The organism is Homoserinimonas sp. A520 (assembly GCF_054489245.1).
On record NZ_JBTMWX010000002.1, the window covers coordinates 788974 to 814511 of the forward strand.

Here is a 25538-nt window from a genome sequence, read left to right on the forward strand (position 1 = left end):
GTGCACTCAAAAACGCGTGTGTCGGGTCCAGCACAGGGCTGTCGACGACAGCAACGGCGACAAGAAATTGCGTGCCCCCCATCAGGCGCCGACGAAGGCGTTCGCTGCCGCGATCACGGCGCAAATGAACCACACTCGTGCGACGTGCTCCCCTCGGCTTGGCGACTTTGTGCCACTGCTCGTAGGCAAAGATGAGTCGCTTCATCGCCTTGGGGCGCCGGGCTCCGCCGCTCCCGCGCTGTCGCGGGTGAGATGCACAGGATGCAGGCTGAGCCGGCGGAATCAGGTGATGGCCGCCGAACTGCTGCCCTCGGAGACCTCCGGCGGCGGATAAGACGCGGTCCGCGAGTCACCGGCCTTACCTGACTGGGCTTCGGTGACGAGCCCTACTAGGAATGCCCTTTAGATGACACCTGTTGCGCGCATTCGTGCCTTGACTTGCGGTCGGTCGTTGAGCGCCGCGATGCCTGTGTCGGTTACAACCAGAGTTCCTTCTACCTCGGTCAAGACGCATGCCGCGATCAAGAGATTGACTGTTCGCGGGTTTAGGGAAGTTCGAGCCGGGTCGTTGAGGATAACCAAGGCAGTTTTTTTGTCCTGTCTCGGGTGCCAAACGAGCAATCCCCAAGCCTGAATTTGCGTCAATGCGTACCAGCCGGCGATGGTCAGGCTTGGATGGTCGTCGGATTCTTGAGCTTGGGGATGCTGTGGGTTGTGGACCTGCTCAAACATTCTCTACTACCTCCGCTTGGGACCACAGCTCTCGTTGGAGCGTCATGGCCAGGTCCCGAAGCATGATGTTGTCCGCGGTGCGGGTAACTCTGGGAGTCTGGTCGAACACACAAAGGACACCGACGCGGTAGCCGGCCGGTGACTCGATCGGATATCCGAGGTAGAAGCCAACGTCGGCGCAGGTTGCAAGGATGGACGGCTTGTAACGTTGGTCCGTTCTCGCGTTTGCGATTGCCAAGGGCACTGCGGTGTCTATGGTTGCCGAGACCAGTTTGGCGATTCGCGGAGTGCCGCGAAATCCGCTCCTGGATTTATAAGACACCCTGTGCCCGTCGCTCAAAACGAACGCTGCGAACTGCGTGTCGAAGTAGGCGCGGGCTAGCGCGACGACACGATCAAATCGCCATTCGGGCCCGGTCTCCGCGATGCCGAGATCGGCCAGGGAGCGTTGCCTTTCGGCGACAGGTTGGGGCTGGATCCGCAGTTCACGGGGCGCATTCGAAGCATTGTCCGGCTGGGATGCCACCGCTGAGAGAGAAGGCGCAAGGCATCCCGCAATGTGCTGTGCCCATGCCAAATAGATATCGGAAGTCCGACGGGGCTCTAGCAATTGCGTCGAGGAGTGAAGCGGCACGAAACTGGTTCGATCTATTTGACCGCAGATCCGTTGGGTGATGCGGTTCAGCATCCTGGCATGCTCATCGACGCGGGATCGGATGTGCCCGTGTTGGCCCGGCGCTGTGGCTGGATGGACTCCGGCGATGACGACCACGGTGGAGGGTGCGGACGCGTCCAGAATCCGGTTCAGCAATCCCATCATCTTCTCAGCCCAACGCTCTGGCCGGATCAGGGCAAACGCGTCGGTTGCGCCCAGAGTCACCACAATTGCGTCGTATTTCCTCAGGTCGAGTCCGTCCAGTGCGCCATTCACCGCGCTGATGCCGCGCTTCTTATTGATCATGACGTCAGTGTCCACACCGCGACCAGTTATGTGCGACAGCTCAGTTGCCAGTCGGCCGGGAAGCGCAATCTGATGGGAAACCACGCCCCTTCCTGCCGCAGGCCCTGTGCCGATCAGGAGCACTCGATCTGGGTTTGGTCCGCTGCCATGTGCCTGCGGTGCATCCGACGGATACGGTGCCGAGGATGACTCGGCCAGCATTCGCGCGTACAGGAACCGCGTAGCCGTCTTCAGCAATATTCTCATTTGACTCCTCGTGGACTCGTCGCCAGCGCAGTGGAAACAAAAACTGTTGGTCGGTTGCAGATGGGACTGGCAGGCCGGGGACTCACGGTGCCTCACTGCGGCCGAAAGTTCGATTCCAAAGCAGGTGGATGAACACGAGAAACCTGGGTGGCGGTGCAGTATTTTTGTCGCCGTCGACCCTGTCCGGCCTGCCGCGCACAAACTCGGTCCAGTAACACTCGGAACACACCCGTACATAGCGGTGGACGGAGAGTCCGATGCCGAAGAAGGCATTCCTGGCGGTCCAGACGGTGCGCCCACACTGTGGGCAGGTCGGTAAAGGGGTGCGCGGTGTCACGTGTTGGCCCGCCCAAGAGTCCGGGGCAACAGGGTTGGTGGGAACGCGGTGGCGCACGCGAAATCGGACAGCAAGAATGAACCCTTTAGCAACGCTGCGGAGAGAGAGTTTTAGGCGGATGCCTGGTACCTGCGTCGCGTGCAAGCCACGATCTGCGGTATCTCGCCGTGTCTGGGAAGGGGCCAGACCATAGGCGCTCGGGTACGTTGATTGTCCATCGAAAACGGAGACCTCCACAACCCCCATATCGGGGTACAGCTTCCTCTTACAAGATCCGCAAATAGACAACTGGAAAGGAAGGCGATCGCGGGTCGATCGGGATGCCCGTCGGTGTGGGCGGCAAAGTCCTGCCGATATTCCAATCGGGCACTGGTGATGCGTTCGTTACGCCTTTGAGGAAGACGAACGACTGGCTCGCCCGCCGGCGCGCCAATGCATTGGTCAGAGACGGCGCGTGGAAGTCCGTCCTTTGAGCGACGACGACCCCGCGCTACGTACCCCGGCCCTGTACCCCTTTGTGGGGGCTAGGCATAGGAGGGCGCTCGTACCAGACTTGAACGGAGAGTAGCTGGTGGGCCATAGTCGCCCCGCATCGCTGCCGTTTGCCCCCGCAGACTCGAATGAGGTGGGCGAAGCGCTCAGGCGCTCATCGAATCCATAATCCTCATTATTACTTCTTGACGCCGGCGTGCCCTTATCCCCGAGGTGCGGGTTCGCTTTTCTGGCGTCGAGTGCACATTGTCGCCGGGCGGTCGCAATTTACGGTTGCGTCGCTCTGACAGCTGGCTTCCGCTGGCATTTCATCCATCCACAGATCAGAAAGTACATCATGCGCAATATCACTCGTATCACCCTCGCTTTCGTCGGCGCCGCCGCCCTGACCGCGACCGTCGCGTTCCCTGCCTCGGCTGCGACCGACACCACAAACACCACCGTGGAGGTTCAGGGCGGAGTCCTCAGCGTCACCGCACCAGCAAGCCTCGCCTTGACTGGCGTGCAGCCGGGCGCCACCGCCACGGGGACGCTCACCGGCGTCGCCGTCACCGATGAAACTGCGGATACCGTCGGTTGGACCGCCTCCATCTCGATCACCGCCTTCGCGTCCACGGCGGACCCAACCTTGACGATCGCTGCGACCAACGTCAGCTACGCGCCCACGGTTGCGGTCGTCACCGGCACCGCGACGGCCACCAAGTCGGACGCAACCGGCGGGTCCGGCAACGTTCAGGTCGCCAGCGCCGTTACCGGCAACAACACCGCTACCTGGGATGGCGCTGTCAGCTTGGCCGTCCCCTCGGACGCCTTGGCCGCAAACGACTACACGGCGACGCTGACCCACTCGGTCCTGTAAGTCTGGAGCGTTAGCGGGGGCACTCGAAACGAGTGTCCCCGCTAGTGTGTTCCCAGTGCCGATTCCTAAGGAACTGACAAACCACGTGTCCCATAAACTTTCTGCCGCGCTCGGCCTGATCTTCCTGTTCCTGCTCCCGGCGGTACCAGCCTCAGCGCTGGCGCAGCCTGCATTGGCCGACGCGTCAGTGTTCAGCGCCGCAGCTGACGAGAGCGGCATTGGCATCCGCCTCCTCGATGTTCCAGCAGCAACCCAGGACAACCCACGCGCGCGTTCCTACATCATCGACAACCTGCCCCCCGGAACGACTATTGAGCGCCGCGTTCAGGTTCAGAACAACACCACGTCGAATCATTCGGTCCAGGTATACGCTGGCGCCGCCAAAATCGAGGGCAATGCATTCCATGGCGAAGATGGCGCCGCACAAAATGAGTTGACCACGTGGATTTCCGTGGATCGTCCGCAACTGGACATGGCCCCGGGTGAAAGTGCAGACGTGCTGGTGACCATTGCGGTACCCCAGGATGCTCCGGAGGGCGAGCAATACGCCGCTATTTGGGCGGAAGTACGCTCCGAGTCGGCCGAAGGAAGCAACATAGTCAGCGCCAGCAGGGCTGGCGTCCGTGTCTACCTTTCTGTCGGCCCGGGAAACGGTCCACCCGCCGACTTCACCATCGAGTCACTGACGGCGAACCGCAATGCCGATGGGGATCCAGAACTGGTAGCGACCGTGACGAATACCGGCGGACGGGCTGTTGACATCTCTGGTGAACTGATTCTCGAAGGCGGTCCAGGCGGCTTGACTGCGGGACCCTTCTCCCTCGATGAGTCATCGACCATCGCGCCAGGAAAGACGGGCAACGTCACGGTGACCATGGACAAAGACGTTCCCAACGGACCATGGTCCGCAACGCTCAAGCTCAAGAGCGGGCTCATCGAGCACGAAGCGACAGCTGACATCACCTTCCCAGAAGCAGGCGCCGGAGAAACGGTCACGCCCGACAGCAGTAACACTCTCATGCTCATGTTCGGAATCGGTGCGGTACTGATCATTGCCGCCGCGACCGCCATACTAGCCCTACGACAACGACGGCTCACCGCCAAGAATACTTCCAAACGTCGGCGGCATTGACGTCATTCTCTCGAGTTGAGAGGGTAGCCCGGGTCTGCACGAAGCCCGATCTGACATCGGCACGCGCCAGAACATCAAGCGGACGAAGGGCTCAGCGTTCAGCCCGCTCGGAGGTCTTGCGCAGAACTGGCTTCTCCCCAGCCTGCAGTAGCGCCGGGGAAGGCGAGCCCGTGCCCGGCATCAGGCGCCGACGAAGGCGTTCGCGGCGGCCAAGACGCGCGCCGCGTCGAAGCTGTCCTCGTGCAGCGCGCGCGCCGGGGAGCGATCCCCGAACTGAGGGTTCATGCCCTGGAGCCAGGTGGGGACGATGGCCTTGCCTTCGCTTTCCTCATCGTCGACAGATGTAGGTGTCGCCCAGCGCGTGCAGTTTGCGTCGCGTGAGAGTACGACCAAGCAGGTGCATTGGCACAGGCTGTCGTCACATTGACGCAGCCAGGGATTCGACGATTTGCGCCTGCGTGGGGAGCCCTGCCAGGCCCTGTGGGGTGAAATAGATCCGGCATGCGAGATCGCTTGTGCGGCCATCGGAAGGGAACAAGTCGGATCCGTTGACCACGATCGTCGGTGAACCCGCGAACCCGGTTCTGTTCGCAGCATCAGGGTCTTCGATAAGTTGATAACTCACTTCAACGTCGTCGCGCCCGAGTGATTTGAGGGCCGAAGTGACGAGGGCCCCAGCTTCCTGCCAGTTGGGGCAGTCTTCGATGTGGAGCACTTGGATTTCCATAACCTCTATTTTGCCTCGTCGATGATCGACTCAGGTAATGCCCAGCAGCGCAGTTCGCGCGCGGAGGCAGTTTCGAATGAGCCAAGCCGACCCAACCATGCGGATTGCACTGGCTTCGATCGCAGTGATCGCGAGGGGGAGAACGGAGGACTCGACCGAGGCGGCCGCCGCCAAGCCAAGGATTGCCACCGAATGAACCACGCACGTACAACGCGCTCTCCTTCGGCCGTGGTCACCTCCGCTTCTCGGCGTCGACCAGGCGCGGCTCAGCCGGCATCCACGAACGCCCGCGCCGCTGCCATCACGTCGCGGACGCGCCCCTCGCGCAGGGTCTCGACTGGAGACTCGTCCCCGAGCTGGGGGTTCATCCCCATGAACCAGGCCCGGATGACCTCGTTCGTTTCCACCTCGCTGAGCAGCTGGGTGATTTCGAACGCGTCGCGGAGCAGGTCTTCCTCCCGCGCAGGCGGCTGGACCTCACCAGCCACCCACCGGGTCACGGCGCGCGGCGTCCGCTTGACGAGCACCGCCACAACGTCACGTCCCAGCACTGTGCGTAGGCGGCCGAGGATCTCGGGGATCGCAGCAGCGACGGCTTGGCCGTGCGCGCTGCGGTGAACGTCCCCGTTCATGGCCGGTCTTCCGCGGCGATCTCGCGTAGCGCGACATGCATCTCCGCCCGCGCTCGTTCCGGGGTCAGCTCCCCGGTGAGCACACGGCGGGCTCGGCCGAGATCTTCAGTGCTCGGATAGTGGCCGGCAAGCTGTTGGCCCTTCTCAATGACAGCCATGGACTGCTCGACATCGACAACGCGTTCGCTCGTCCTTGGCGGGTTCTTCGCAGCCGTTTTTACGTGTGCCGTCTCAGCTGGATTCAGCGTTCGTTGAGAGGGTAGCCATTGAAGATGCTGGCACGCGCACGACACGGGAAATAACCACGATCACTGCCACCGTTGCACTCTTGTCAATGAGAACCGTCGCTATCGAAGTAGCTACGGTTCGTATTGTCACTGATGCTAGCTTTCGTGCTACTTCTTAGGCTATCTCTCGTGCTACGTTGCCTGTGTTTATAAGGAATTTCAGGCTATCGTCTCTGCTACCACGCAAGCTACCGAGATAGCACCAACAACAGTTGCAACGTAGTGCTCAACTCAATCATCATGCAAGCACTCGCGTCCGTTGTGTCGCTGACCCAGGTAGCGGCTCCCGCACTACACGAGAACGGCAGTGTCGCGACCTTCTCATCCATCGTGACGGTCAGCGGCGGGCTGTTGCCCGGTTGGCACTTTCCCTTCACGGCCATCGCCTCCCGGGCCTCAGCGGACCCGGAATCGAGCATCCACTCCACGTCCGTTCCGTCTGAACCCGTGGGTGTGGCGGTCGCAGAACGGCTATTGCGGCACTGCGAGGCCGAGTGAGAGGCACTGCTCCTTAGCGGGCCTCTCCGATGGAAAGACTGCGATGCGACTGTCACGAAGTTCGCATGCGACCAATTCCGGTATCGAGAAGGTCTGCCCAGGTTGTCTTTCTGCAGGCTCTGCTTCAAAGGTTCCTATGCGCCAGCCGGCGGCGCACATGTCGATGGCGAGGGCCGTTCGATCGTCCACTGGCGTGACGACTTCTGCAGCTTCGTTGGCGGGCAAGTAGACGGACGAAAAGTACTCCGAGTTCAAGTCGGGGCTTCGGTAGCAGTCCACCATATTCATCTGCGCCTGCGTCGCTTGGGTGACCACTATTGCACCTGCGGTAGTTCCGAGTGCAAGAATGCCGATGGTCCCGAAAGTCACAATTCGATGCAGTCGCGTCTTGCGCTGCCTCCTGCCGTCGATGGTTAGGAGAACGTCGCTCAGCATGAGGCGTAGGTCCTCGGCGGCGGGAAGGCTGGTAACTCCTTGGCCTTTCATCGTGTCCCTCTCAATACTTTGAGTTCGTTTCGCAGGCGGAGCCGGAGGCGGGAAAGTCTGTTCCGAACAACTCCCGTAGTTGCGCCGAGTGCACGAGCCGCCTCGTCGTATGTAAAGCCGTCGAGGATGCAAAGCTCGTACACGAGCCGGTCGATCTCGGAGAGCCTCTCAACGGCAGAGGCAAGCAGGCTCATGAGTTCAGTAGCTTCGACCTGATCCGTAATGGATGGCGCCATGGACTTATCCCATTCATCGACAAGCGGTCTTTCGTGCCGTTGCCGACGGTTGGAACTTCGGCCTCGATTGAAAGCCTTGTATCGGCAGGTGACAAGTAACCAGGGCAGTGTGGAGCTGCCGACAAGAGGTATGTCAGGCAACTTCTCCCAGGCAGCAACGAATGTTTCCTGTACCGAGTCCTCAACTTCCTCGCGGGATTGCAGCAATCGGGCTGCATACGCGTAGATGGCCGCCACATGGCGTTCGTACAACTGCGCGAAAGCCCTAGTGTCACCGAGGGTGATTAGGGCGAGCAGGTCACCGTCGTCAACCAAATCAGGTGGGTCTCCTGACCCGGGAATAGAACTGCCCGAGATTTGTCGCTCCATAACCAATTAATGTCACAGCACGGGAAATCGTCTCAGATTCAGCGGAAAGTCCTTGACCTCTCATCAACTGAGCCACTACCGGTGATGGCGGCAGCGACAGGGAGCCGGATGATCGCAGTCAGGCTCCGACAAAGGCGTTCGCCGCGGCGAGGACACGCGCACCCGCCTCGTCGAAGCTATCCTCGTGCAGCACGCGCGCCGGTGAGCGATCCCCGAGCTGAGGGTTCATGCCCTGGAACCAGGTGGGCACGATGCTCTCACCCTCGCTCTTCCCAATCAGCGCCACAATCCGGTGTGCGAGGCGCAGCCGATCCTCGGCCGCAGGTGTCGGCCGGCGAGCAGCCTCGGCCCACTCTCGGACCGTGCGAGTCTCCGAGACACCGGCGATGTATGCCACGAGCTTCGAGCCGAGCACCAGGCGCAAGTCGTCAACGATCTCCGGTACCGTTGCGCCATTCACTGTGCTCATGCGTTCACGTAGGAGCGAGCTGCGGCGAGCACGGCGCGCATTGTCGGCGGCGAGCTTCTTCAGTGGGCCCCGCACTCGAGGCAGGCTAGATACGAGGACCATGCGGGTCCTGCCCGCTGGATGCCGTGCTGAGTGCCCAGGTGACGTCGATCGAATGGGTAGTTCCCAGGCTGATTGCGTCGGGGCGTGGTTCCGTCATTCGCCGACGGTCCCGGTCGTCGCGCCCTGTGGGTTCTTGGTGTCGCCCACTGGGATGTTGGCGACGATGCCGATCGGGAACTGGCCAACGACTGTGGTGCCGTCGGATGCGTAAACGTCGATGAAGCCCTCGTGATCCATAGCCAAGAGCTCTTCGGCGTAGACGTAGCCCTGTTCCCCATTTGTTGCTTGGGCGGCGGTGAGGTCGGGGACACCGTTGACGTTGGGGACACCGTAGGTCTGTCCGTTGGGGTTGACTCCCCAGTCCGTTGTCGCTGAGGTGGCGTACTGGGCCGTGGCGTTCCAGGTTGTGCCCGGGTCCGCGGTGATCGTGATTGAGGTGGTGCCGGCTGTCGGAAGCAGGCCATCCTCGATGTGGATGGTCCGTCCCACGTTGCTCGTGCAGTTCACCTCAACCCCGCCAGGTCCTTCGGAGCCCGCGCTCGGGACGGTAAGCAGGGAGACCCTGCCGGTATCGCTGACGCAGGTCAGATCGATGACGACGACGGTCGCGTTGGCCGGGGCGGGACTGAGGTCGATGCTCGCGGTGCCGGTGTGTGTGGCAGTGACTATGTTCCCCAGAGGTGCGACGGTGGTCGTCCCAGGAAGGTTGTTGATGATGACGGCGGCGCCGGTGGTGGCGCCGAGCAAGACGACTGCGCTGATGCTCATTGCGACAGCGCGGGCGCGACGCTGGTGTCGCTGCAGGCGGCTGTCCTTGGTGCCGATCGCGGCGAGCTCAGCTCGTACGCCTCGGGCGAATTCGGCGTCCATCTCGGTGATGCTCATCAGTAGTTCCCTTCAACGGCAGGCTGAATGGTCGGATTGAGGTCATGAAGATCGACGCGGAGTCGCACCCGAGCGCGGTGGAGTCGCATCCGCGCACTAGACGGTTTGAGTCCCACGGCCTCGGCGGCCTCGGCCAGCGGCAGGCCCTCGACCGCGGTCAGTATGAACAGGGCACCGTCGACAGGAGAAAGGCGCTGCAGCGAGTCCCTGAGGCGTCTCTTAGTCTCGACCGACTCTGCGTCGGGCGCTGCAACGGCTTCGGTCCGCGGCATCGTCCTAAGAACCTGCTGGTACCGCGAACTCGACCGCTGAGCATTACGCGACAGATTGACGGTCGTTACGAGCAGCCACGGAAGGACCGATCCTTGGACCGGCCGCACCGTTCGGCGCTTACGCCACAGCTCGAAGAACGCAGCCGCCGCAACATCCTCCGCATCGTGCGTGTTCACCATCAACCCGAGCGCCCGCCGGTAGACGCGATCGCGATGAAGATCGAACAGGAGGCCAAACGCGTCGCCATCGTCGCGGCCCGTGCGCTCCCACAACGCGGCCTCGATGTTCTCGGAAAAATCCATCACACTAAAGAGTGTCCGCTCGGACCCGAATCGTCCCACATTCATAGGTCTGAGATTCAGTGCGCGTCTAAGTGGGGATAGCTGCGATTATCGGGTACAGGGGACCGCCCCCGGTTTGACAACGGTGCCGGCTCGCGAGGAAGTCGTCGGCCTGGCACTCAATGAGATCCGCCGCGATGACATCGTTCTCGCCACCAAAGTCCACCAGAAGGTAGGTGACGGTCCAGGGGGTCGCCTGGACGCTTGTGGATGAGGCTCAGGCCTCGGGGTTGTCTGTGCTCGGGTCTACGGTGGAGTCACTCTCAGGTTCGCTGTGGGTGCGATGAAAGGTTCTGCCGTGAATATCTCTTGCCCTACGTGTGGTTCCCCTGCTGTGGCTACCCGGAATACCGATCAGCGGTTGGGTCAGGGTGAGTATCTGATCAAGTGCACTGGCTGTGACATCGAGTCGGGTCCGCTTCGCAAGCCGGAGGATCGGCGTCTAACCCTGTAGGAGCGGTAGTCCCCGCAGGTCGACCTGGGCTCGAACATGGGTGTGATTCGCTTACACGCGCGTCATGCGCGCGCGGGACGGGCGTCGACTGATCGACGTTGGAATTCGCTTATACGCGCGACGCGCGCGCACGTGATGGCCCCGTGTCGAACGTTCGACATCCATCCGGTTTTCGCCTACAGGCGCGGCGCACGCACGCGCGTACGGAGGCTTTGACCGGTCACTGATGCGTTCGCGCAGGGGCTGATGAGCTGGTTCTTGGGCATGAGGTCACCGCCGTCGGGTCATTGGTGTAATTCTCTTGCTTGACCCTGTTGCTGGGCGGTGGCCCGCAGATAGAGGCGGGCATGGCACCCTTCAATAGCAGCCCTGGCGTTCAGGGTGAATTTGAGGGTCTTCCGTTTCGCGCGTATCCGGGCCCAGGGGAAGGCCCGGATGGTGAGATCGACTGGCTCGTGGAGTACAAGCAGTCGCCGACCTACGACTGGGGACCTCGTGGCAGTTTCAGCGAGCGCGACGGAGTGTTCACCGTGGGTGGGGATCGGACGGCCAACACTGCTTATTCGGCGCTGCGGCTCCACGCTGCGATGACATTCGGTAGATAGGCCCTGCGCTCGTGGCCAGGCACTGCCATCGCCGCCATGTAGGTGCAACTCCCTAGTATGGAGAAATGGCGTCCGAGCTCGACCGATCAGGATCACGATCGATCTGTTGCGACCCACTGAGCGCACCGATTGCTTACCACTGGTATCAGTTGGACGACGAACCAAGCCTAATCTCCGCCTTCCGATCGATCTTGGCCTCTGAGGGCATCGGCGACGTCGACCGTGACCGATTTATCGGAGAGTTTCGTTCACGGATTATTCGGGCGCAGAACGGCCGGCTCAGGCCCGTCGACAACGTAAAAGGTCCGATGGAAACCGAGACCCGATTCGAAATGTTCGAGATCCGGTGGCGTTTCGAATTCGGTCCGGACTTCGATGAAGCGCTCGAGCTTCGGGTTCGGGCATACCACGTTGAACCGAAGAGGCTTCGTCGCGCCAACGGCTCGACGATTGTCGGACTGCATATTCACAAGAAGACAACTACGGAAGCGCAGGATACTGAGATACAGGTTGCGTCACAGCGGTACTTCAGTGGTCACCCGGAGTCTTGGGGATTGCAGAATGACTAATCAGCTATAGACTGCGGTCTATGGCTTCTATTACCGATGCGTTGGATCTTGGCTCGGAGACTGAGACAGAGCGCCTTGCGAGGCTCCTGGCAGACAGTGATGCCGACCTCTTGGAACAATTGATCCGGATGCGAGAAGTGGCTGGATTGTCGCAGACGCAGTTGGCAGAAAAGCTGGGAGTGACGCAGGCTACGATCTCATCGTTCGAGCGCTACGACAATGACCCAAAGCTTTCCACGCTCCGCCGCTATGCGCTCGGGGTGGGTGCACTTGTGACGCATGTCGTGGAGACCAACGCTTCCGACCTCGCCGGAGTTGAGGGTTGGGCGGCTCAGGGCGTCCTGCAGTTCAGCACCCGCAAGGCATCGGCGGCGCCTCGGACTGGGTGGAGAAGTGTGTCGTGAAGAACGAGACCCTGAAGACGGTGTCCATCCAGGAGATGGTTGAACAAGTCAATCTTTCCGGCATCACGTTTTATGAAGTGTCCTCGCGGCTGCGCGAGGAGGAAACCCTCGTTGATGATTCCGGTGAGGACGACTCCACTGAGGTATCGCTAGATGCTTCGTGGGACGTCCGGATTCGACACGTTGGACCACAACTGGGCGTTCGTCTTCGCTTGCATGTGCAGGATGCGTCAGTTGACATCGTCGTTGACGTTGCGGCCGAATATGAATCAGGCGAAACGCTGGCGATTGAAAAGCCGACGGTGCAAGAGTTCGTCAACAACGTGGCCCTAATGCAGCTGTACCCGTTCATCCGTGAGGCAGTGATGACGATGTCCGCGAAGGTGTCGGGCCAATCATTGCTCCTGCCAGTCTTCCAGCGGGGAGAAATCACGATGGAACTTGGCGATGGTCCCGAGATTTCGCGCGGTGATTTGTAGCTCGAGCGGCTCGACTGACCGGCCATGATGCACTTCGTATCGAGCAGCCGGCCTCTGCAGCTGTTGATGCTATGTCAGGCGTGCGACAACCTGCCATGATTCGACCATGACAGCTCCAAGGCAAATCGCACCTCCAACGAACGCGCTCGCGCTCGCCGGACTCATCCTCGGCGTCGTGGCTGCGGTCATCGGATTGTTGACACCGTCGGCAACCCTGATGTTGCTGCTCGCTTTCATTCCGGGACTGCTGGCGATCATCTTCGGATTCATCGGGATATACATGGCGAACCGGATGGGCGGGTTGCGGCGTAAGCACGCGATCTGGGCCGTGGTCCTCGGCTTCACACCGGTTGTCGTGTGGCTTGTGGCCGGGTGGCTCCTGGCTGCAGTGTTCGGAATTTCGCGGGTATCTAGCTGAGCCGCGCGACCTGGCACTGCGGGCAGAATCAGTAAGGGTGCTCCTCGGTGCCACCGGCGATCAGTCGTGCGAGGCACTCGGGGCAGTTCGGGGTGTCGACGGACCCAAGCGTATCGTCCATGCGGGGCAGCCTACGCCGAGCCTGAAGTTTGGGCTTCACTCTCTTGTGCAACCCGAATGCGCAAGAGAATGAAGCTTGGCGCCCCACGGGGGCGTGAGGCACCGTATTCAGATAAGCACCGCCCGAGGCGTGAACGACCCAGGCGAGACCTACGGGTTCCCCAAGACGGATTTGGCGACCCGGTGCACCTGTCAGTGCGGCGAGCGGAGCTGGTCGCCCGGCCGCAGTGCGGTGTCGGGGTTGCAGCCAAGCTCGCCCGGCTTCAAGAGGATGTCAGGCACGTTGAGTATGACCACACCTTCTGAGTCACGCTTCACCAGCAAACAGTCGTCGGCGTCACCCATCGCGAAACCGATGTCGCCGCCGACCACCAGTGCTCGAGGCTCGAACGGCGCCTCGCGCTCGCCCTGGGGATGCGGCATTCGTTCGAGTATCTGAGCGACGATGTCGTCGGCGGATGCCGCCAGCGGTGCGTTCGTGAGCACCTCGAGCACGAGCGCCTCCGTGCCCTCGGGCACAACGTGCACCGTGCGTGCGTCAACGGGCGGAGGAATGCGCCGAGCGTCGGGAGGGCATTCGATGTCGTGGGCCAATGCCGCGTCATCGTCCCAGACGCCGCTGTCCCCGGTCGCGACGCCCCAGAAGTCGAACTCCGACTCGAAGCACGCGACGTACGGATCGCCGCCTCGCGCGAACTCCACCGTGGCGCGGAACTGAAGTGCGCCGAACGGGTCGCCGTGCACGGCGTTCGGGTATGCCTCGTACCCGATGAGCTCGACGCCTCCGCGCCTGGTGTCCGTGTCCGCCCAGCGCGCGTAGTCGTCGATGACGTCAGTGCCGTGGCGGTACAAGTCCCTGGACAGATCGGCGACCGCTGACCGAGCTGCCGCGTGGGATGCCTCGTCGTGCGGCGAGATCTGCCCGCTCGCGCACCCGACTAAGGCCAGGGCCGCAAAGCCGGCGACGACAAGGGCGACGTCTCGCGTCACTCGGGTGACAGTGGAGTGCATGATCTGAGAATGGACTAGTCGCCACGCTTGGGGCAAGAGGTGACCTGACGACGAGGTTCGAGTCGGGCGGCGGCGAAGAACCCGAACTATGACGGATCGTCGGCTACGGTAAACGACATGAGCTCAACCGAACCCATCGGTGCGGGAATGACGACTGCCGAAGGTGAGCGTCTTAGCCTGATTCGATATCAACTACTCAACGCCGCAGAGCTGGTCAAGCAGCCATCCCCTATCAACACCCTCGCGATCAACGCGATGCAAGACGTTGTCGAGTCCGCACTGGGCGCAGTCGGTGAGCACGTGCGAGCCGACGTGAAAGCAAAGAGCGATTTCGACAAGCTCTTCGACGCCGTAGTAGCGAAACTTGGGTCGCCTAACGAGTTGACAGGTCTGAGATCGGCGGCGATCGCCCTGAACAACGCACGCGTCGGCTTCAAACACCATGGCAATCAAGTGCGTGACGAGACTCTGCGTCGGCACCAGGACGTCGCCGTGACGATCGTGTACGAGCTTGTCCGACACGGCTTCGGCACCGAGCTCGATCTTGTGTCGATGCTCGTCTTCATCCCGAACGAGGACGCACGCGGCTTCATCGAGATGGCCGAGTCATTACACAAGGCAAGCGATCTGACAGGCGCAATGACTTACCTCAGGTCGGCCTTCGACGTCGTCGTTGATGACTACGCCAATCGCAAGAGCGTCGACGGGTGGAAAACGATCTTCAATGTGGAGCCTCGGGCGTCCCACTTCCACTCGGTGGAGAACTGGGGCTGGGAGAAACCACTCGATGAACTGACGTCTTGGGTTAAATCGCTCGACGAGCGATTGCGTCTGGCTTCGATCGGAGTCGACCTCAGTAGATACGCCTACTTCGATGCCGTTGCGCCCGTGCACACCGACATGTCGCATGCCGGGCGAGGACCACACGTTCGCGTCCGATTTGAAGATCTCACCGACGATCACTATCGGGCGAGCTACCATTTCGTCGTCGATACAGCGATCAGGCTATCGTCCGCGGACTTCAACCTCTCGCCGCTCCGGAGTGACGCGAGGTCTGCTGAGACGTACGACCCGGAATACCGCTCAGCGGAATATCTCAGATCACAGGAGAAAAACGCGCGACTCCTAGCTGAGCGAGAACGCAGGGACAACGAGTCGCGAGCTGCCTACTCGGATGACGACACGACGAAGCCCGACATGTAGCCGACACTTGGCGACGACCCTCATAGAACGTCCCCAGCGTTGCGCCACACACTCGCGGGTGGACAGATACGGCGGGTGCCCGACGCCAACATTGGCAAGCGCGAAAGGATCGACAACTCCTCGACGGCCTGGTCGTAACGCCACTGGCCCGTCACCTCGTTGGGCGAACGAAGACAACGCTTGTTCGGAACGCAATAAAGACAAGCCTTGTTTGTCTTGAAAGGATTGTCTTCATCGGAGTGTGCCGGCGGCTGCTCAGTTCGCCGAAGCCGGAACGGGACGATTGCGGTCTGGAGAAGCGATACGTAGGCCAGCGTGTACCTGGTCGTTGTACCTACATGAGGCAGCAGGTGTAGGTACACGGTTTCGCCGGAGTTATCAGGGTTATTGGCCTCATTTGTGCCCAATTTCGGTGTACCTGGTGGGTTAAAGAAACTTTTATATCCGAGCGCTCGAATGCCGAACGAGAGAGTGCATGAATGTGTACAGCACACTCGTGCATCTGTGAATGATTGACCTACGCGCGTACGGGTGGACATGAATCTTGATTTGAAGCGGCGAGAGAATGTGTACCGCCACAACCTAAGAATCCGTGCACAACCGCCTGATTCCGGGGATATGGCGGTACACATTCGTCGGAGCTTCAGAATGTGTGGAATGTGTACGCCACGGACAGCGGGGGACTGGCAGCGACTTTAGGCCCGTTCGCCGTCTATGCGGTCGTGCGGCGGCTCATGCGCGCTGCTAGTTCGTCGTCGCGGTTGCCGCTGTGCTGGTAACGCATCGCAGCCTTCTCGGAAGAGTGACCGAGGCGGGCCATTGTTTCCTTCACGGTCGCGCCGACCTGGGCGTAACGAGTGCCGGCGTAGTGCCTGAGGCCGTGGAATGGCAGGTCTTCACGGCCCGCAGCAACGACTGCCTTATGCCAGTGGCGCCAGAAGGTGCTCTGGCTTAGGTGACGAACACCATCAGCGGATGGGAAGAGCAATGCGGCGCCGATCTTGTCCCGCATGTGGTCGGCGATGATCTCGGCGTCTATTCCGAAGATCGAGAGGGTGCGGACTCCTGCCGCGCTCTTGGTGCCGCCCACGACCCTCCCGGCACTCGTCTTCACGACGGCCTCGGCGATGGTCAGCCGGACGGCCGAGACAGCGCCACTCTCGCTGCGTTCGACCTTCACGTTCTTTGCTCGCAGCTCGGTCGCCTCACCGAAGCGGAGGCCCCCGATGGCGGCGACGATGACGAGAGCCCGATACTCGGGCTTGATGGTCGACAGGATAACCTCGAGTTCCTCGTCCGTCGGGGGAATGACGCTCTTCCCGGTGTTCGTGCTCTGCCCGCCTTTGACCTGGCAGGGGTTTACGTCGGCGATGCCATCCTGAACTGCGGTCGCCATGATCGAGTTCAGCAGGCCGTAAGCACGGCTCGTCTGCGTGGCCTTGCCAGTCGCGAGTTGGCCAGCGCGCCACTGACGCACTTTGGCCGGAGTTATGGCACTGAGGGTTAGGGGGAGGAGTTCGGCGAGAGGCCCACCCTTGCTGTCGGCGCCCTTCGCTCCAGGCGACCGCAGCATCCGCTCGTACTCTTCGCGTGTGCGCGTGCGCAGCGGCTCGCCCCGACTATTCGTACGGGTCGTGACCCACTTGCCGGCGTATTCTTCAAGCGTGACCGTCCGCTCAGCCTGCTTTGCGGCGACTACGTCGGGATGCACCCACTTGCCCGATGCAATCTCGACCTTGCGCTCGGCCAGCCAGTGGCGAGCCGCGCCCCGTGTCCTGAAGGTTGCAGGTGCGGAGTGACGCTTCCCGTCGGGCGCGGTGTATCGGGCGCGGAGATTCCCGCTTGGCAGGGTGTCGATGATTCCGAAGGACTCGCGAGCCATGGGTTCTCCTTGTCGTGGTACTAGCGTGGTACTCGTTATGGGGTTTCGTGGTACTTCTTGACCACTCCTGACCTTATCGGAGATCCCGTTCAATCAATGAAAACAAGGGCAAGCATCGCGTTCTGGATCTTATATCAGCATACACGATACTGGTTCGATCCCAGTATCGCCCACAGCAGATGAAAGGGCTCAGACTCCGGTCTGGGCCCTTTCTGTTCCCACTCCCATTCTGGCCATATAGGAGTTTAATGACTCGCATGGCCGGCATCGAGAGCATGCAGAAACGTTCCTCAGGCAGCGGATGGCTGGCCTGGGGCATCGTTATGCTGGTGCTCGGGATCATCGGAATCGTCATCTTCATCGTCGGATCCACCATTCCGACCACCGGCAACGTGCAGGGGTCCAGCGTCTGGCAGACCCTCAGCGTCATCCTGGGCGCCACCTTTTTCGGCCTCGGCCTGGTGTCGGTGATCATCGGCGCGATCAAGCGACGGAAGTTCGGCAGCGACTGACGCGTCCGCCCCCGGCGCAAGCGCCGCTAAAGTTGGGTGAATGAGCAGCCAGCAAACCGGATTCGACCTATTCACCGACCGCGACATTGTCGCGATCCGCGTCAACGGGGAGCTTCGAGACCTGGCGACGACCGTCTCCGAGACGGATGCCGTCGAGCCGGTGAGCATCAATTCTCCGGACGGGCTGGACATCCTGCGGCACTCCGCAGCGCACGTTGCCGCCCAGGCGGTGCAGGCGATCAACCCGACCGCGAAGCTCGGCATCGGCCCCCCGATCGTCGACGGCTTCTACTACGACTTCGACGTGGAAGAGCCATTCACGCCGGAAGACCTGAAGGCGATCGACAAGGCGATGCAGCGCATCATCAAGCAGGGCCAGCGTTTCCAGCGTCGCGTCGTGACCGAGGACGAGGCGCGGGCGGAACTGGCGAAGGAGCCATACAAGCTTGAACTGATCGGGCTCAAAGGTGCGACCGACCAGACTGGCGACACTTCGACGGAGCTCAGTACAAGCAACGAGTCGGTCGAGGTCGGCGGTGCCGAGCTCACCATCTACGACAACGTCGACCCCAAGATCGGCGAAACGCTCTGGAAAGACCTGTGCCGCGGACCGCACCTCCCGAACACGAGGATGATCGGCAACGGATACGCCCTCACCAGGGTGGCTGCCGCCTATTGGCGCGGCTCGGAGAAGAACCAGCAGCTCCAGCGCATCTACGGAACGGCCTGGCCCAGCAAGGACGAGCTGCGTACGTATCAGGAGCGGATGGAGGAAGCCGCCCGCCGCGATCACCGCAAGCTGGGCAAGGAGCTCGACCTCTTCTCCTTCCCGGAGGAGATCGGTTCCGGGCTCTCGGTCTGGCACCCTCGCGGCGGGATCATCCGCCAGGAGATCGAGCAGCACGCCCTGCGGCGTCATCGCGAGGCTGGATATACCTACGTCTACACCCCGCACATCAGCAAGGCTGACCTGTTCCTGCAGTCCAATCACTTGGTCACCTACAAGGACGGCATGTTCCCTCCCATCCACATGGACGAGATACGGGACGCCGAGGGCAACGTGACCCGGCAGGGCTCTGACTACTACCTCAAGCCGATGAACTGCCCGATGCACATCTTGATCTACAAGGAGCGTGGACGCAGCTATCGCGACCTGCCGATGCGACTCGCCGAGAACGGCACGGTGTATCGCAACGAACTCTCCGGTGCCCTGCACGGACTGACCAGGGTGCGTGGCTTCACCCAGGACGACTCGCACCTCTTCGTGACCCCTGACCAGCTGCAGGATGAGGTCGCGAAGGTCCTCGAATTCGTTGTCTCCATGTTGCGAGATTTCGGCCTGACCGAGTTCGAGCTCGAACTGTCGATGAAAGACGACCACAAGGACAAGTGGATCGGTTCGGAGGAGTTCTGGGACAGCTCCACGGATGCCCTGCGCCAGGTCGCCCTGCGCAGTGGGCTGAAGCTCACCGAGGTTCCAGGCGAGGCCGCGTTCTACGGGCCCAAGATCGACCTCAAGACTCGCGACGCGATCGGACGCGAGTGGCAGCTGTCCACGGTCCAGGTCGATCCGAACCTGCCGGAACGTTTCGACCTCGAGTTCACCGACCGCGATGGGTCCAGGCAGCGTCCGATCATGATCCACCGTGCACTTTTCGGATCGATCGAGCGTTTCTTCGCCATCCTGCTGGAGCACTATGCCGGCGCCTTCCCGGTGTGGCTGTCGCCGGTGCAGGTTGTCGGGATTCCGGTCGCCGAAGAGTACGGCCCATACCTCGATGACGTGATCGACCAGCTGAAGACTGTCGGCGTGCGGGCCGAAGTGGATCATTCCAGTGACCGGATGCCGAAGAAGATCCGTACCCACACCAAGGCCAAGGTGCCTTACCAGCTCATCGCAGGCGAAGACGACCGCGCAGCCGGGGCGGTCAGTTTCCGGTTCCGGGACGGAACCCAGGAGAACGGGATCCCGGTGGCCGACGCGATCGCGCGCATCCGCGAATCCATCGAGACGAAGGCGCAGGTCTGAGGTGATCGACCCGGAGACCGGCATCGCGGTCGAAGACGGTGCCGACTTTGCCGCGGTACCCGACGCGTTCCAGCGGTTGTGGACACCGCATCGGCTGGTCTACATCCAGGAAGGCCAGCAGCCGGAAGAGGATGCCTGCCCGTTCTGCCTCGCACCGTCCAAAGCCGACGAGGATGCGCTGATCGTTGCCAGGGGTGAGCACGCCTACGTGCTGCTCAACCTGTTCCCGTACAACTCGGGTCACCTTTTGGTCTGCCCATACCGCCATGTTGCAATGTATGACGAGGCGACCAGCGAAGAGATTGCCGAGATTGGTAGCCTCACCCAGACGGCGATGCGCGTGCTGCGACAGGTATCCTCGTGTGACGGCTTCAACCTCGGCATGAATCAGGGCAGGATCGCCGGCGCAGGGATCGCTGAACACCTGCACCAGCACATCGTGCCGCGGTGGGCGCTCGACTCGAACTTCTTCCCCATCGTGGCCCGCACGAAAGCCGTGCCGAGGTTGCTGGGAGAAGTGCGCGACGAGATCGCCCAGGCCTGGCCCCGCTAGAGCCGCAAGCCCCTTTCCCACCGCAGAACCCCACCACACGACGAAGGTAGAATCAGCAGCATGACCACAAGCACTTCACCCGACAACGGCACCACCGCTGCCGAGACCAACACGGTCGGCTCCAACCGCGTCAAGCGCGGCCTCGCCGAAATGCTCAAGGGTGGCGTCATCATGGACGTCGTCAACGCTGAGCAGGCGAAAATCGCCGAAGACGCGGGCGCCGTCGCCGTCATGGCCCTGGAGCGCGTCCCAGCCGACATCCGCTCGCAGGGCGGCGTCGCCCGCATGAGCGACCCCGACCTCATCGACGGCATCATCGCCACCGTCTCGATCCCGGTCATGGCGAAGGCCCGCATCGGCCACTTCGTCGAAGCACAGATTCTGCAGTCGCTCGGCGTCGACTACATCGACGAGTCAGAGGTTCTCAGCCCGGCCGACTACGTCAACCACATCGACAAGTGGCCGTTCACCATCCCGTTCGTCTGCGGGGCGACGAACCTCGGTGAGGCGCTGCGCCGCATCAACGAGGGCGCTGCGATGATCCGCTCGAAGGGTGAGGCCGGCACCGGCGATGTCTCTGAGGCTACCAAGCACATCCGCACCATCAAGCGCGAGATCGCCCGCCTCGGCTCCCTCAGCACCGACGAGCTGTATGTCGCGGCCAAGGACCTCCAGGCACCGTACGAACTCGTTCTCGAGGTCGCCAAGACCGGCACCCTGCCGGTCGTGCTGTTCACCGCTGGCGGGGTTGCGACCCCGGCCGACGCGGCGTTGATGATGCAGCTCGGAGCCGACGGCGTGTTCGTCGGTTCGGGAATCTTCAAGTCGGGCAACCCGGCACAGCGCGCAGCGGCAATCGTCAAGGCGACGACCTTCTACGACGACCCGGCGGTGATCGCCGAGGCTTCACGCGGTCTCGGAGAGGCGATGGTCGGAATCAACGTGTCCGACCTGGCCGCACCGCACCGGCTCGCCGAGCGTGGCTGGTAGTCCCACTACGAACACGACTGCAGCAGTACCCGGGACGATCGGTGTGCTCGCGCTCCAGGGAGACTTTCGCGAGCACATCGCCGTGCTGCGTTCCCTGGGGGCGGATGCACGCCCAGTACGACGGCCGGAGGAACTGGCTGAGGTGGCCGGGCTGGTGATTCCCGGCGGCGAGTCCAGCGTCATGGACAAGCTGTCCAGGACCTTCGGCCTGGCCGGCCCGTTGCGTGCCGCGATCAGTGATGGTCTGCCGGTTTACGGAACCTGCGCCGGAATGATCATGCTGGCCGATCGCATCCTTGATGGAATCGACGGGCAGCAGACGCTGGGCGGTCTCGACATCGAAGTGCGCAGGAACGCTTTCGGGTCGCAGGTCGAATCGTTCGAGGTGGACCTGGACGTGCCGGCGGTGGGGGACACCCCGGTGCATGCCGTCTTCATCCGCGCACCAGTGGTGGAGGTGCTCGGGGCAGGCGTGACAGCACTCGCCACCCTCGACGACGGGCGCGTGGTGGCCGCCGAGAGCGGAAACCTGCTCGCCACCTCATTCCATCCCGAGATGACCGGCGAAACTCGGTTCCACGAGTACTTCCTCGACAAGGTGCGCCGGCGCAGCTGATCGCACCGCCATGCGCCGGCCCGTCGTTGCCGGCTGGGTAGAATGTGATCCATGTCAGGTCACTCCAAATGGGCAACCACCAAGCACAAGAAGGCCATCACTGATTCGCGGCGCGCCAAGGCGTTCGCGAAGCTGATCAAGAACATCGAGGTCGCTGCGAAGATGGGCGGGGCCGACCTGTCGGGCAATCCGACCCTCGTTGATGCGATCCAGAAGGCCAAGAAGACCTCGGTTCCGAACGACAACATCGACCGTGCCGTCAAGCGCGGCGCCGGGCTGTCCGGCGAGTCCGTCGAATACCTGACCATCATGTATGAGGGCTACGCCCAGGGTGGCGTCGCGCTGTTGGTCGAGTGCCTCACCGACAACAAGAATCGCGCCGCTGCAGAGGTGCGCACGACGATGACCCGCAACGGCGGCACCATGGCCGACCCCGGCAGCGTCGCATACAACTTCAACCGCAAGGGCGTCATCTCGATCAGCAAGACCGACACGGTGACCGAGGACGACATCCTGATGGCTGTTCTCGATGCCGGTGCTGAGGAAGTCATCGACCGCGGAGCCGGCTTTGAAGTGATCACTGAGCCGACGGACCTGGTGGCTGCCCGCACCGCCCTGCAGGAGGCGGGGATCGACTACGACTCCGCCGAGGCCGAGTTCGTGCCGAACCTGCACGTCGAGCTCGACCTGGAGACCGCCCGGAAGGTCTTCAAGCTGATCGACGCCTTCGAAGACCTGGACGACGTGCAGAACATCTTCGCCAATTACGAGGTTTCACCCGAAGTCCAGGCCCAGCTTGACGAGGACTAGGCGACTTCACCCATGACACTCCGAGTGCTCGGAGTCGACCCCGGCCTCACCCGCTGCGGTGTCGGTGTCATCGACGTCGAACCGAACCGCAAGGCGCGGCTGGTGCACGTGAGCGTCATCCGCTCGGATCCGGAACTCGACCTGGAGAAACGGCTCCTGGGACTCGGTGCCGGACTGGAAAGCCTCCTTGCCGAGTACCGTCCTGACGCCGTCGCACTGGAGCGGGTATTCGCCCAGCAGAACCTGAGAACGGTGATGGGGACGGCGCAGGCCAGCGGGGTGGTCCTGTTGCTGGCCGCGAGGCAGGAGCTGGCCGTCGGGCTGCATACGCCTTCCGAGGTGAAGGCCTCGGTCACCGGCTACGGATCGGCCGACAAGAAGCAGGTTGCAACAATGGTCGCGCGGATTCTCGGACTGGCCACGCCGCCGACTCCTGCCGACGCATCGGATGCTCTTGCACTCGCCATCTGCCACGGCTGGAATTTGGGGACGGCGCAGGCTGGCCCCTCCGCGAACTCGTCCCTGACCCCGGCACAACGGGCGTGGCGCGCCGCGGAGCGTAAGGCTCCGAAGTCGGCGGCCGCTCGTAGGGTGGAGCCATGATCTCCTCTGTGCGCGGCCCGGTATTGGCCGCGGTCGGCTCCACGGTCGCCGTCGAAGTGGGTGGCGTCGGCCTGTCGATCACCGTCACACCGCAGCACGCGTTGTCCGTTCAGCTGGGAGCCGAAGCCCGTCTGTACACGGCGCTCATCGTGCGGGAAGACGACCTGGCACTCTACGGGTTCCGGGAGGCCGAGGAACTGACAGTGTTCGACCTGCTCCGTGGGGTGACCGGTGTCGGCCCGAAGTCGGCGATGGGCGTTCTCGCCGCGATGTCCCCGCAGCAGATCGCTACCGCCGTCGCCACTGAGGATGACGGCGCATTCCGGAAGGTATCCGGGATCGGCCCGAAGACCGCCAAGCTCATTGTGCTTTCCCTCGCTGGGAAGCTCCACGTCGCGGCAGTCTCAAGCCCTCAGGGAACCGCATCCGACACTTCCACCGGGTCCAGCGTGCTCGCAGCCCTGGTCAGCCTCGGCTGGTCGGAGAGGGTCGCAACGCAGGCAGTGGACGACGCCATCACCGCCGCCTCGCCGGCGGAGCGTGATGCGGTACCCGCACTGCTGCGCCTGGCCCTGGCCCAGTTGGGCCCGGCTCAGCGCGGCGAGGTGAAGACGCCATGACACCCTCGGAATTCCAGGACGATCCGGCCGTCGCGGTGGTGCGCCCGACTCCCGAATCCGAAGCCGAGCTCGCCTTCGAAGGTGCCCTTCGGCCCAAGTCGCTGGCCGAATTCGTGGGACAGTCCAAGGTGCGGGCACAACTCGAGTTGCTGCTGCGGGCAGCCGAGATGCAGAATCGTACCCCCGATCACATCCTGCTGGCAGGGCCTCCCGGCCTCGGCAAGACCACACTCGCCATGATCGTGGCCCAGGAGAGCGGCCGGCCGCTTCGCATGTCCAGTGGCCCGGCAATCCAGCACGCCGGCGACCTGGCAGCCGTGCTCTCTTCCCTCGTGCCGGGGGAGATCCTCTTCATCGACGAGATCCACCGGATGGCCCGCGCTGCCGAAGAGATGCTCTACCTGGCGATGGAGGACTTCCGGATCGACATCATGGTCGGCAAGGGCGCTGGCGCAACATCCATCCCACTGGACCTGGCACCATTCACCCTCGTCGGTGCAACGACGCGCTCAGGGCTTCTGCCAAACCCCCTGCGCGATCGCTTCGGCTTCACCGCGAACCTCGAGTTCTATTCGGAGCCGGAACTGGAGATGGTGCTGCAGCGTGCAGCTGCGCTGCTCGAGCTGCCCATCGACAGGTCGGCACTCGCTGAGATAGCCGGGCGATGCCGGGGAACACCTCGAATCGCCAACCGCTTGCTGCGCAGGGTGCGGGACTATTCCCTCGTCCACGGAGACGACGGCCTGACCGCTGTTCACGCGGCGCTGGAACTCTATGACGTGGACGAGTTGGGACTGGATCGCCTTGACCGCGCGGTCATGGACATCATTCTCACCCGATTCGACGGCGGACCGGTCGGCCTGAACACGCTCGCGGTGTCGGTCGGTGAGGAGGCGGAGACCATCGAATCCGTGGTGGAGCCATTCCTGGTGCGGATCGGCATGATCACGCGGACGCCACGTGGCCGAGTCGCGACGAGCCTGGCCTGGAAGCATTTCGGGCTCGTTCGCCACACGGATAGCTTGTTCACCGATGATCTATAGTTGAACCTTGCCAGTTGTGCACAGCGCTGCCCGCCGACTGGATCCCCCTCAAGCTTTGGAAGGTCCCGTCATGGATCCGTTTCTTATTATCGTCGTCGTCGCCCTGGGCCTGTTCGTCTTCATGCAGTTCCGCACTGCGAAGAAGCGTCGCACTGAGGCTGCCGAACTCCAGGAGAAAATGCTCCCCGGCACGGAGATCATGACCAACTACGGTCTCTACGGAACAATCATCTCGATTGACGATGAGAACAACATCGCACTCATCGAAACCACCCCAGGTACCGTGCTTCGCATCCACCGCCAGACGATCCTCAAGGCAGTCGAAGAAGAAGTGATCGCCGATGATGCCGAGGTCTCGGCCGAGGACGACGCCGTCATCGAGGCTCTTCCCGAAGACACCACAGCCCCCGAGTTCGGGGAGCGCATCGAGGAGGAGCCGGTGAAGCCGGCTCGCAAGGGTGCGAAGAAAGACCGCGAGTAACCACTAACCTGTTGTGAGTCCGGCGGCACCTGCCGCCAAAAGTTCTCCAATGAATGTGGCCCGAGAGAGTCT

General features: G+C 62.3%; 30 protein-coding genes. 18 read left to right on the forward strand and 12 right to left on the reverse strand.

Going from position 1 to position 25538, the window contains the following annotated elements; all coding sequences use genetic code 11:
* Positions 1–402: 402 nt before the first annotated feature.
* Together ACX3PH_RS08400 and ACX3PH_RS08405 are read right to left on the reverse strand one after the other, a co-directional pair.
* On the reverse strand, positions 403–732 hold the full coding sequence (locus ACX3PH_RS08400; RefSeq protein ID WP_459091332.1) for a hypothetical protein: 330 nt from the start codon (positions 730–732) through the stop codon (positions 403–405).
* Entirely contained in the window at positions 725–1693 is a 969-nt protein-coding gene (locus tag ACX3PH_RS08405; RefSeq protein WP_459091334.1) for a GAF domain-containing protein, read from the reverse strand. Before ACX3PH_RS08405 ends, ACX3PH_RS08400 begins: the two co-directional genes overlap by 8 nt.
* 1412 nt (positions 1694–3105) lie before the next feature.
* On the opposite strand from ACX3PH_RS08405, the gene ACX3PH_RS08410 reads away from it, so the two are divergent.
* Together ACX3PH_RS08410 and ACX3PH_RS08415 are read left to right on the forward strand one after the other, a co-directional pair.
* Positions 3106–3627 (forward strand): hypothetical protein, encoded by a 522-nt coding sequence (locus tag ACX3PH_RS08410; protein ID WP_459091336.1) that lies wholly within the window; start codon positions 3106–3108, stop codon positions 3625–3627.
* Between the two features lie 55 nt (positions 3628–3682).
* Positions 3683–4759: a COG1361 family protein gene (locus ACX3PH_RS08415; RefSeq protein ID WP_459091338.1), complete on the forward strand. Its 1077-nt coding sequence runs from the start codon at positions 3683–3685 to the stop codon at positions 4757–4759.
* Between the two features lie 180 nt (positions 4760–4939).
* On the opposite strand, the gene ACX3PH_RS08420 is transcribed toward ACX3PH_RS08415, so the two are convergent.
* The 4 genes from ACX3PH_RS08420 to ACX3PH_RS08435 form a co-directional block, all read right to left on the reverse strand.
* The gene (locus ACX3PH_RS08420) at positions 4940–5152 is read right to left on the reverse strand and encodes a hypothetical protein (RefSeq protein ID WP_459091340.1); all 213 of its coding nucleotides are present in this window, start codon (positions 5150–5152) and stop codon (positions 4940–4942) included.
* Positions 5153–5177: 25 nt separating this feature from the next.
* On the reverse strand, positions 5178–5486 hold the full coding sequence (locus ACX3PH_RS08425) for a thioredoxin domain-containing protein (RefSeq protein WP_459091343.1): 309 nt from the start codon (positions 5484–5486) through the stop codon (positions 5178–5180).
* Between the two features lie 266 nt (positions 5487–5752).
* A complete protein-coding gene (locus tag ACX3PH_RS08430) occupies positions 5753–6118 on the reverse strand; it encodes a hypothetical protein (protein ID WP_459091345.1) in 366 nt (121 codons plus the stop codon).
* Complete coding sequence (locus ACX3PH_RS08435; RefSeq protein ID WP_459091347.1) at positions 6115–6276, reverse strand: hypothetical protein; 162 nt, start codon at positions 6274–6276, stop codon at positions 6115–6117. The genes ACX3PH_RS08430 and ACX3PH_RS08435 overlap by 4 nt, the downstream gene beginning before the upstream one ends.
* A gap of 369 nt (positions 6277–6645) precedes the next feature.
* Between ACX3PH_RS08435 and ACX3PH_RS08440 the strand changes: the two genes are divergently transcribed.
* Positions 6646–6903 (forward strand): hypothetical protein, encoded by a 258-nt coding sequence (locus ACX3PH_RS08440; RefSeq protein ID WP_459091349.1) that lies wholly within the window; start codon positions 6646–6648, stop codon positions 6901–6903.
* Positions 6904–7385: 482 nt separating this feature from the next.
* Here ACX3PH_RS08440 and ACX3PH_RS08445 read toward each other — a convergent pair whose 3' ends face one another.
* From ACX3PH_RS08445 to ACX3PH_RS08460, 4 genes are all read right to left on the reverse strand, one after another.
* Entirely contained in the window at positions 7386–7994 is a 609-nt protein-coding gene (locus tag ACX3PH_RS08445; RefSeq protein WP_459091351.1) for an RNA polymerase sigma factor, read from the reverse strand.
* 118 nt (positions 7995–8112) lie between these two features.
* Entirely contained in the window at positions 8113–8463 is a 351-nt protein-coding gene (locus ACX3PH_RS08450; RefSeq protein ID WP_459091353.1) for a hypothetical protein, read from the reverse strand.
* 195 nt (positions 8464–8658) lie between these two features.
* Complete coding sequence (locus ACX3PH_RS08455; protein WP_459091355.1) at positions 8659–9450, reverse strand: hypothetical protein; 792 nt, start codon at positions 9448–9450, stop codon at positions 8659–8661.
* The gene (locus ACX3PH_RS08460) at positions 9450–10025 is read right to left on the reverse strand and encodes an RNA polymerase sigma factor (protein ID WP_459091357.1); all 576 of its coding nucleotides are present in this window, start codon (positions 10023–10025) and stop codon (positions 9450–9452) included. The genes ACX3PH_RS08455 and ACX3PH_RS08460 overlap by 1 nt, the downstream gene beginning before the upstream one ends.
* Positions 10026–11188: 1163 nt before the next feature.
* Between ACX3PH_RS08460 and ACX3PH_RS08465 the strand changes: the two genes are divergently transcribed.
* The 4 genes from ACX3PH_RS08465 to ACX3PH_RS08480 all read left to right on the forward strand — a co-directional run bounded on the left by ACX3PH_RS08465 (position 11189) and on the right by ACX3PH_RS08480 (position 12993).
* Positions 11189–11692 (forward strand): hypothetical protein, encoded by a 504-nt coding sequence (locus ACX3PH_RS08465; RefSeq protein ID WP_459091359.1) that lies wholly within the window; start codon positions 11189–11191, stop codon positions 11690–11692.
* Positions 11693–11712: 20 nt separating this feature from the next.
* Positions 11713–12096, forward strand: coding sequence for a helix-turn-helix domain-containing protein (locus ACX3PH_RS08470; RefSeq protein ID WP_459091361.1), 384 nt, complete (start codon positions 11713–11715; stop codon positions 12094–12096).
* The gene (locus tag ACX3PH_RS08475; RefSeq protein WP_459091363.1) at positions 12093–12575 is read left to right on the forward strand and encodes a hypothetical protein; all 483 of its coding nucleotides are present in this window, start codon (positions 12093–12095) and stop codon (positions 12573–12575) included. The genes ACX3PH_RS08470 and ACX3PH_RS08475 overlap by 4 nt, the downstream gene beginning before the upstream one ends.
* 106 nt (positions 12576–12681) lie before the next feature.
* On the forward strand, positions 12682–12993 hold the full coding sequence (locus tag ACX3PH_RS08480) for a hypothetical protein (RefSeq protein WP_459091365.1): 312 nt from the start codon (positions 12682–12684) through the stop codon (positions 12991–12993).
* A gap of 312 nt (positions 12994–13305) precedes the next feature.
* Here ACX3PH_RS08480 and ACX3PH_RS08485 read toward each other — a convergent pair whose 3' ends face one another.
* Positions 13306–14124, reverse strand: a complete 819-nt coding sequence (locus ACX3PH_RS08485; protein WP_459091367.1) for a hypothetical protein — start codon at positions 14122–14124, stop codon at positions 13306–13308.
* Positions 14125–14241: 117 nt separating this feature from the next.
* On the opposite strand from ACX3PH_RS08485, the gene ACX3PH_RS08490 reads away from it, so the two are divergent.
* Positions 14242–15327: a hypothetical protein gene (locus ACX3PH_RS08490; RefSeq protein ID WP_459091369.1), complete on the forward strand. Its 1086-nt coding sequence runs from the start codon at positions 14242–14244 to the stop codon at positions 15325–15327.
* Between the two features lie 712 nt (positions 15328–16039).
* Here the strand turns inward: ACX3PH_RS08490 and ACX3PH_RS08495 are convergent.
* A complete protein-coding gene (locus ACX3PH_RS08495; protein ID WP_459091371.1) occupies positions 16040–17209 on the reverse strand; it encodes a tyrosine-type recombinase/integrase in 1170 nt (389 codons plus the stop codon).
* A 248-nt stretch (positions 17210–17457) separates the two neighbouring features.
* Here ACX3PH_RS08495 and ACX3PH_RS08500 point away from each other — a divergent pair, with 248 nt between their 5' ends.
* The 10 genes from ACX3PH_RS08500 (at position 17458) to yajC (ending at position 25466) form a co-directional block, all read left to right on the forward strand.
* Positions 17458–17721: a hypothetical protein gene (locus ACX3PH_RS08500; RefSeq protein WP_459091373.1), complete on the forward strand. Its 264-nt coding sequence runs from the start codon at positions 17458–17460 to the stop codon at positions 17719–17721.
* Between the two features lie 40 nt (positions 17722–17761).
* The gene (gene thrS / locus ACX3PH_RS08505; protein WP_459091375.1) at positions 17762–19750 is read left to right on the forward strand and encodes a threonine--tRNA ligase; all 1989 of its coding nucleotides are present in this window, start codon (positions 17762–17764) and stop codon (positions 19748–19750) included.
* A 1-nt stretch (position 19751) separates the two neighbouring features.
* The gene (locus ACX3PH_RS08510; protein ID WP_459091377.1) at positions 19752–20303 is read left to right on the forward strand and encodes an HIT family protein; all 552 of its coding nucleotides are present in this window, start codon (positions 19752–19754) and stop codon (positions 20301–20303) included.
* 60 nt (positions 20304–20363) lie between these two features.
* Positions 20364–21293 carry a pyridoxal 5'-phosphate synthase lyase subunit PdxS gene (pdxS, locus tag ACX3PH_RS08515; protein WP_459091378.1) on the forward strand — a complete coding sequence of 310 codons (930 nt, stop codon included), beginning with the start codon at positions 20364–20366 and terminating at the stop codon, positions 21291–21293.
* Entirely contained in the window at positions 21283–21909 is a 627-nt protein-coding gene (gene pdxT / locus ACX3PH_RS08520; RefSeq protein ID WP_459091379.1) for a pyridoxal 5'-phosphate synthase glutaminase subunit PdxT, read from the forward strand. The genes pdxS and pdxT overlap by 11 nt, the downstream gene beginning before the upstream one ends.
* Before the next feature lie 51 nt (positions 21910–21960).
* Positions 21961–22719, forward strand: a complete 759-nt coding sequence (locus tag ACX3PH_RS08525) for a YebC/PmpR family DNA-binding transcriptional regulator (RefSeq protein WP_459091381.1) — start codon at positions 21961–21963, stop codon at positions 22717–22719.
* 12 nt (positions 22720–22731) lie between these two features.
* Positions 22732–23322, forward strand: coding sequence for a crossover junction endodeoxyribonuclease RuvC (gene ruvC / locus ACX3PH_RS08530; protein ID WP_459091382.1), 591 nt, complete (start codon positions 22732–22734; stop codon positions 23320–23322).
* Positions 23319–23942: a Holliday junction branch migration protein RuvA gene (gene ruvA / locus ACX3PH_RS08535; RefSeq protein ID WP_459091384.1), complete on the forward strand. Its 624-nt coding sequence runs from the start codon at positions 23319–23321 to the stop codon at positions 23940–23942. Before ruvC ends, ruvA begins: the two co-directional genes overlap by 4 nt.
* On the forward strand, positions 23939–24985 hold the full coding sequence (gene ruvB / locus ACX3PH_RS08540) for a Holliday junction branch migration DNA helicase RuvB (protein WP_459091387.1): 1047 nt from the start codon (positions 23939–23941) through the stop codon (positions 24983–24985). The genes ruvA and ruvB overlap by 4 nt, the downstream gene beginning before the upstream one ends.
* Positions 24986–25055: 70 nt before the next feature.
* Positions 25056–25466, forward strand: coding sequence for a preprotein translocase subunit YajC (yajC, locus tag ACX3PH_RS08545; RefSeq protein ID WP_459091389.1), 411 nt, complete (start codon positions 25056–25058; stop codon positions 25464–25466).
* Positions 25467–25538 lie beyond the last annotated feature (72 nt).

Coding starts and splice junctions, on each gene's coding strand:
- ruvC (WP_459091382.1), top strand. CDS start 22,732: ATGACACTCCGAGTGCTCGGAGTCGACCCCGGCCTCACCCGCTGCGGT.
- ACX3PH_RS08525 (WP_459091381.1), top strand. CDS start 21,961: ATGTCAGGTCACTCCAAATGGGCAACCACCAAGCACAAGAAGGCCATC.
- ACX3PH_RS08495 (WP_459091371.1), bottom strand. CDS start 17,209: ATGGCTCGCGAGTCCTTCGGAATCATCGACACCCTGCCAAGCGGGAAT.
- ACX3PH_RS08445 (WP_459091351.1), bottom strand. CDS start 7,994: ATGGAGCGACAAATCTCGGGCAGTTCTATTCCCGGGTCAGGAGACCCA.
- ACX3PH_RS08455 (WP_459091355.1), bottom strand. CDS start 9,450: ATGAGCATCACCGAGATGGACGCCGAATTCGCCCGAGGCGTACGAGCT.
- ACX3PH_RS08470 (WP_459091361.1), top strand. CDS start 11,713: ATGGCTTCTATTACCGATGCGTTGGATCTTGGCTCGGAGACTGAGACA.
- ACX3PH_RS08425 (WP_459091343.1), bottom strand. CDS start 5,486: ATGGAAATCCAAGTGCTCCACATCGAAGACTGCCCCAACTGGCAGGAA.
- ACX3PH_RS08465 (WP_459091359.1), top strand. CDS start 11,189: ATGGCGTCCGAGCTCGACCGATCAGGATCACGATCGATCTGTTGCGAC.
- pdxS (WP_459091378.1), top strand. CDS start 20,364: ATGACCACAAGCACTTCACCCGACAACGGCACCACCGCTGCCGAGACC.
- ACX3PH_RS08480 (WP_459091365.1), top strand. CDS start 12,682: ATGACAGCTCCAAGGCAAATCGCACCTCCAACGAACGCGCTCGCGCTC.
- ACX3PH_RS08500 (WP_459091373.1), top strand. CDS start 17,458: ATGACTCGCATGGCCGGCATCGAGAGCATGCAGAAACGTTCCTCAGGC.
- ruvB (WP_459091387.1), top strand. CDS start 23,939: ATGACACCCTCGGAATTCCAGGACGATCCGGCCGTCGCGGTGGTGCGC.
- ACX3PH_RS08490 (WP_459091369.1), top strand. CDS start 14,242: ATGAGCTCAACCGAACCCATCGGTGCGGGAATGACGACTGCCGAAGGT.
- ACX3PH_RS08460 (WP_459091357.1), bottom strand. CDS start 10,025: ATGGATTTTTCCGAGAACATCGAGGCCGCGTTGTGGGAGCGCACGGGC.
- thrS (WP_459091375.1), top strand. CDS start 17,762: ATGAGCAGCCAGCAAACCGGATTCGACCTATTCACCGACCGCGACATT.
- ACX3PH_RS08485 (WP_459091367.1), bottom strand. CDS start 14,124: ATGCACTCCACTGTCACCCGAGTGACGCGAGACGTCGCCCTTGTCGTC.
- ruvA (WP_459091384.1), top strand. CDS start 23,319: ATGATCTCCTCTGTGCGCGGCCCGGTATTGGCCGCGGTCGGCTCCACG.
- ACX3PH_RS08450 (WP_459091353.1), bottom strand. CDS start 8,463: ATGAGCACAGTGAATGGCGCAACGGTACCGGAGATCGTTGACGACTTG.
- ACX3PH_RS08400 (WP_459091332.1), bottom strand. CDS start 732: ATGTTTGAGCAGGTCCACAACCCACAGCATCCCCAAGCTCAAGAATCC.
- ACX3PH_RS08435 (WP_459091347.1), bottom strand. CDS start 6,276: ATGGCTGTCATTGAGAAGGGCCAACAGCTTGCCGGCCACTATCCGAGC.
- ACX3PH_RS08410 (WP_459091336.1), top strand. CDS start 3,106: ATGCGCAATATCACTCGTATCACCCTCGCTTTCGTCGGCGCCGCCGCC.
- ACX3PH_RS08440 (WP_459091349.1), top strand. CDS start 6,646: ATGCAAGCACTCGCGTCCGTTGTGTCGCTGACCCAGGTAGCGGCTCCC.
- ACX3PH_RS08430 (WP_459091345.1), bottom strand. CDS start 6,118: ATGAACGGGGACGTTCACCGCAGCGCGCACGGCCAAGCCGTCGCTGCT.
- yajC (WP_459091389.1), top strand. CDS start 25,056: ATGGATCCGTTTCTTATTATCGTCGTCGTCGCCCTGGGCCTGTTCGTC.
- ACX3PH_RS08405 (WP_459091334.1), bottom strand. CDS start 1,693: ATGATCAATAAGAAGCGCGGCATCAGCGCGGTGAATGGCGCACTGGAC.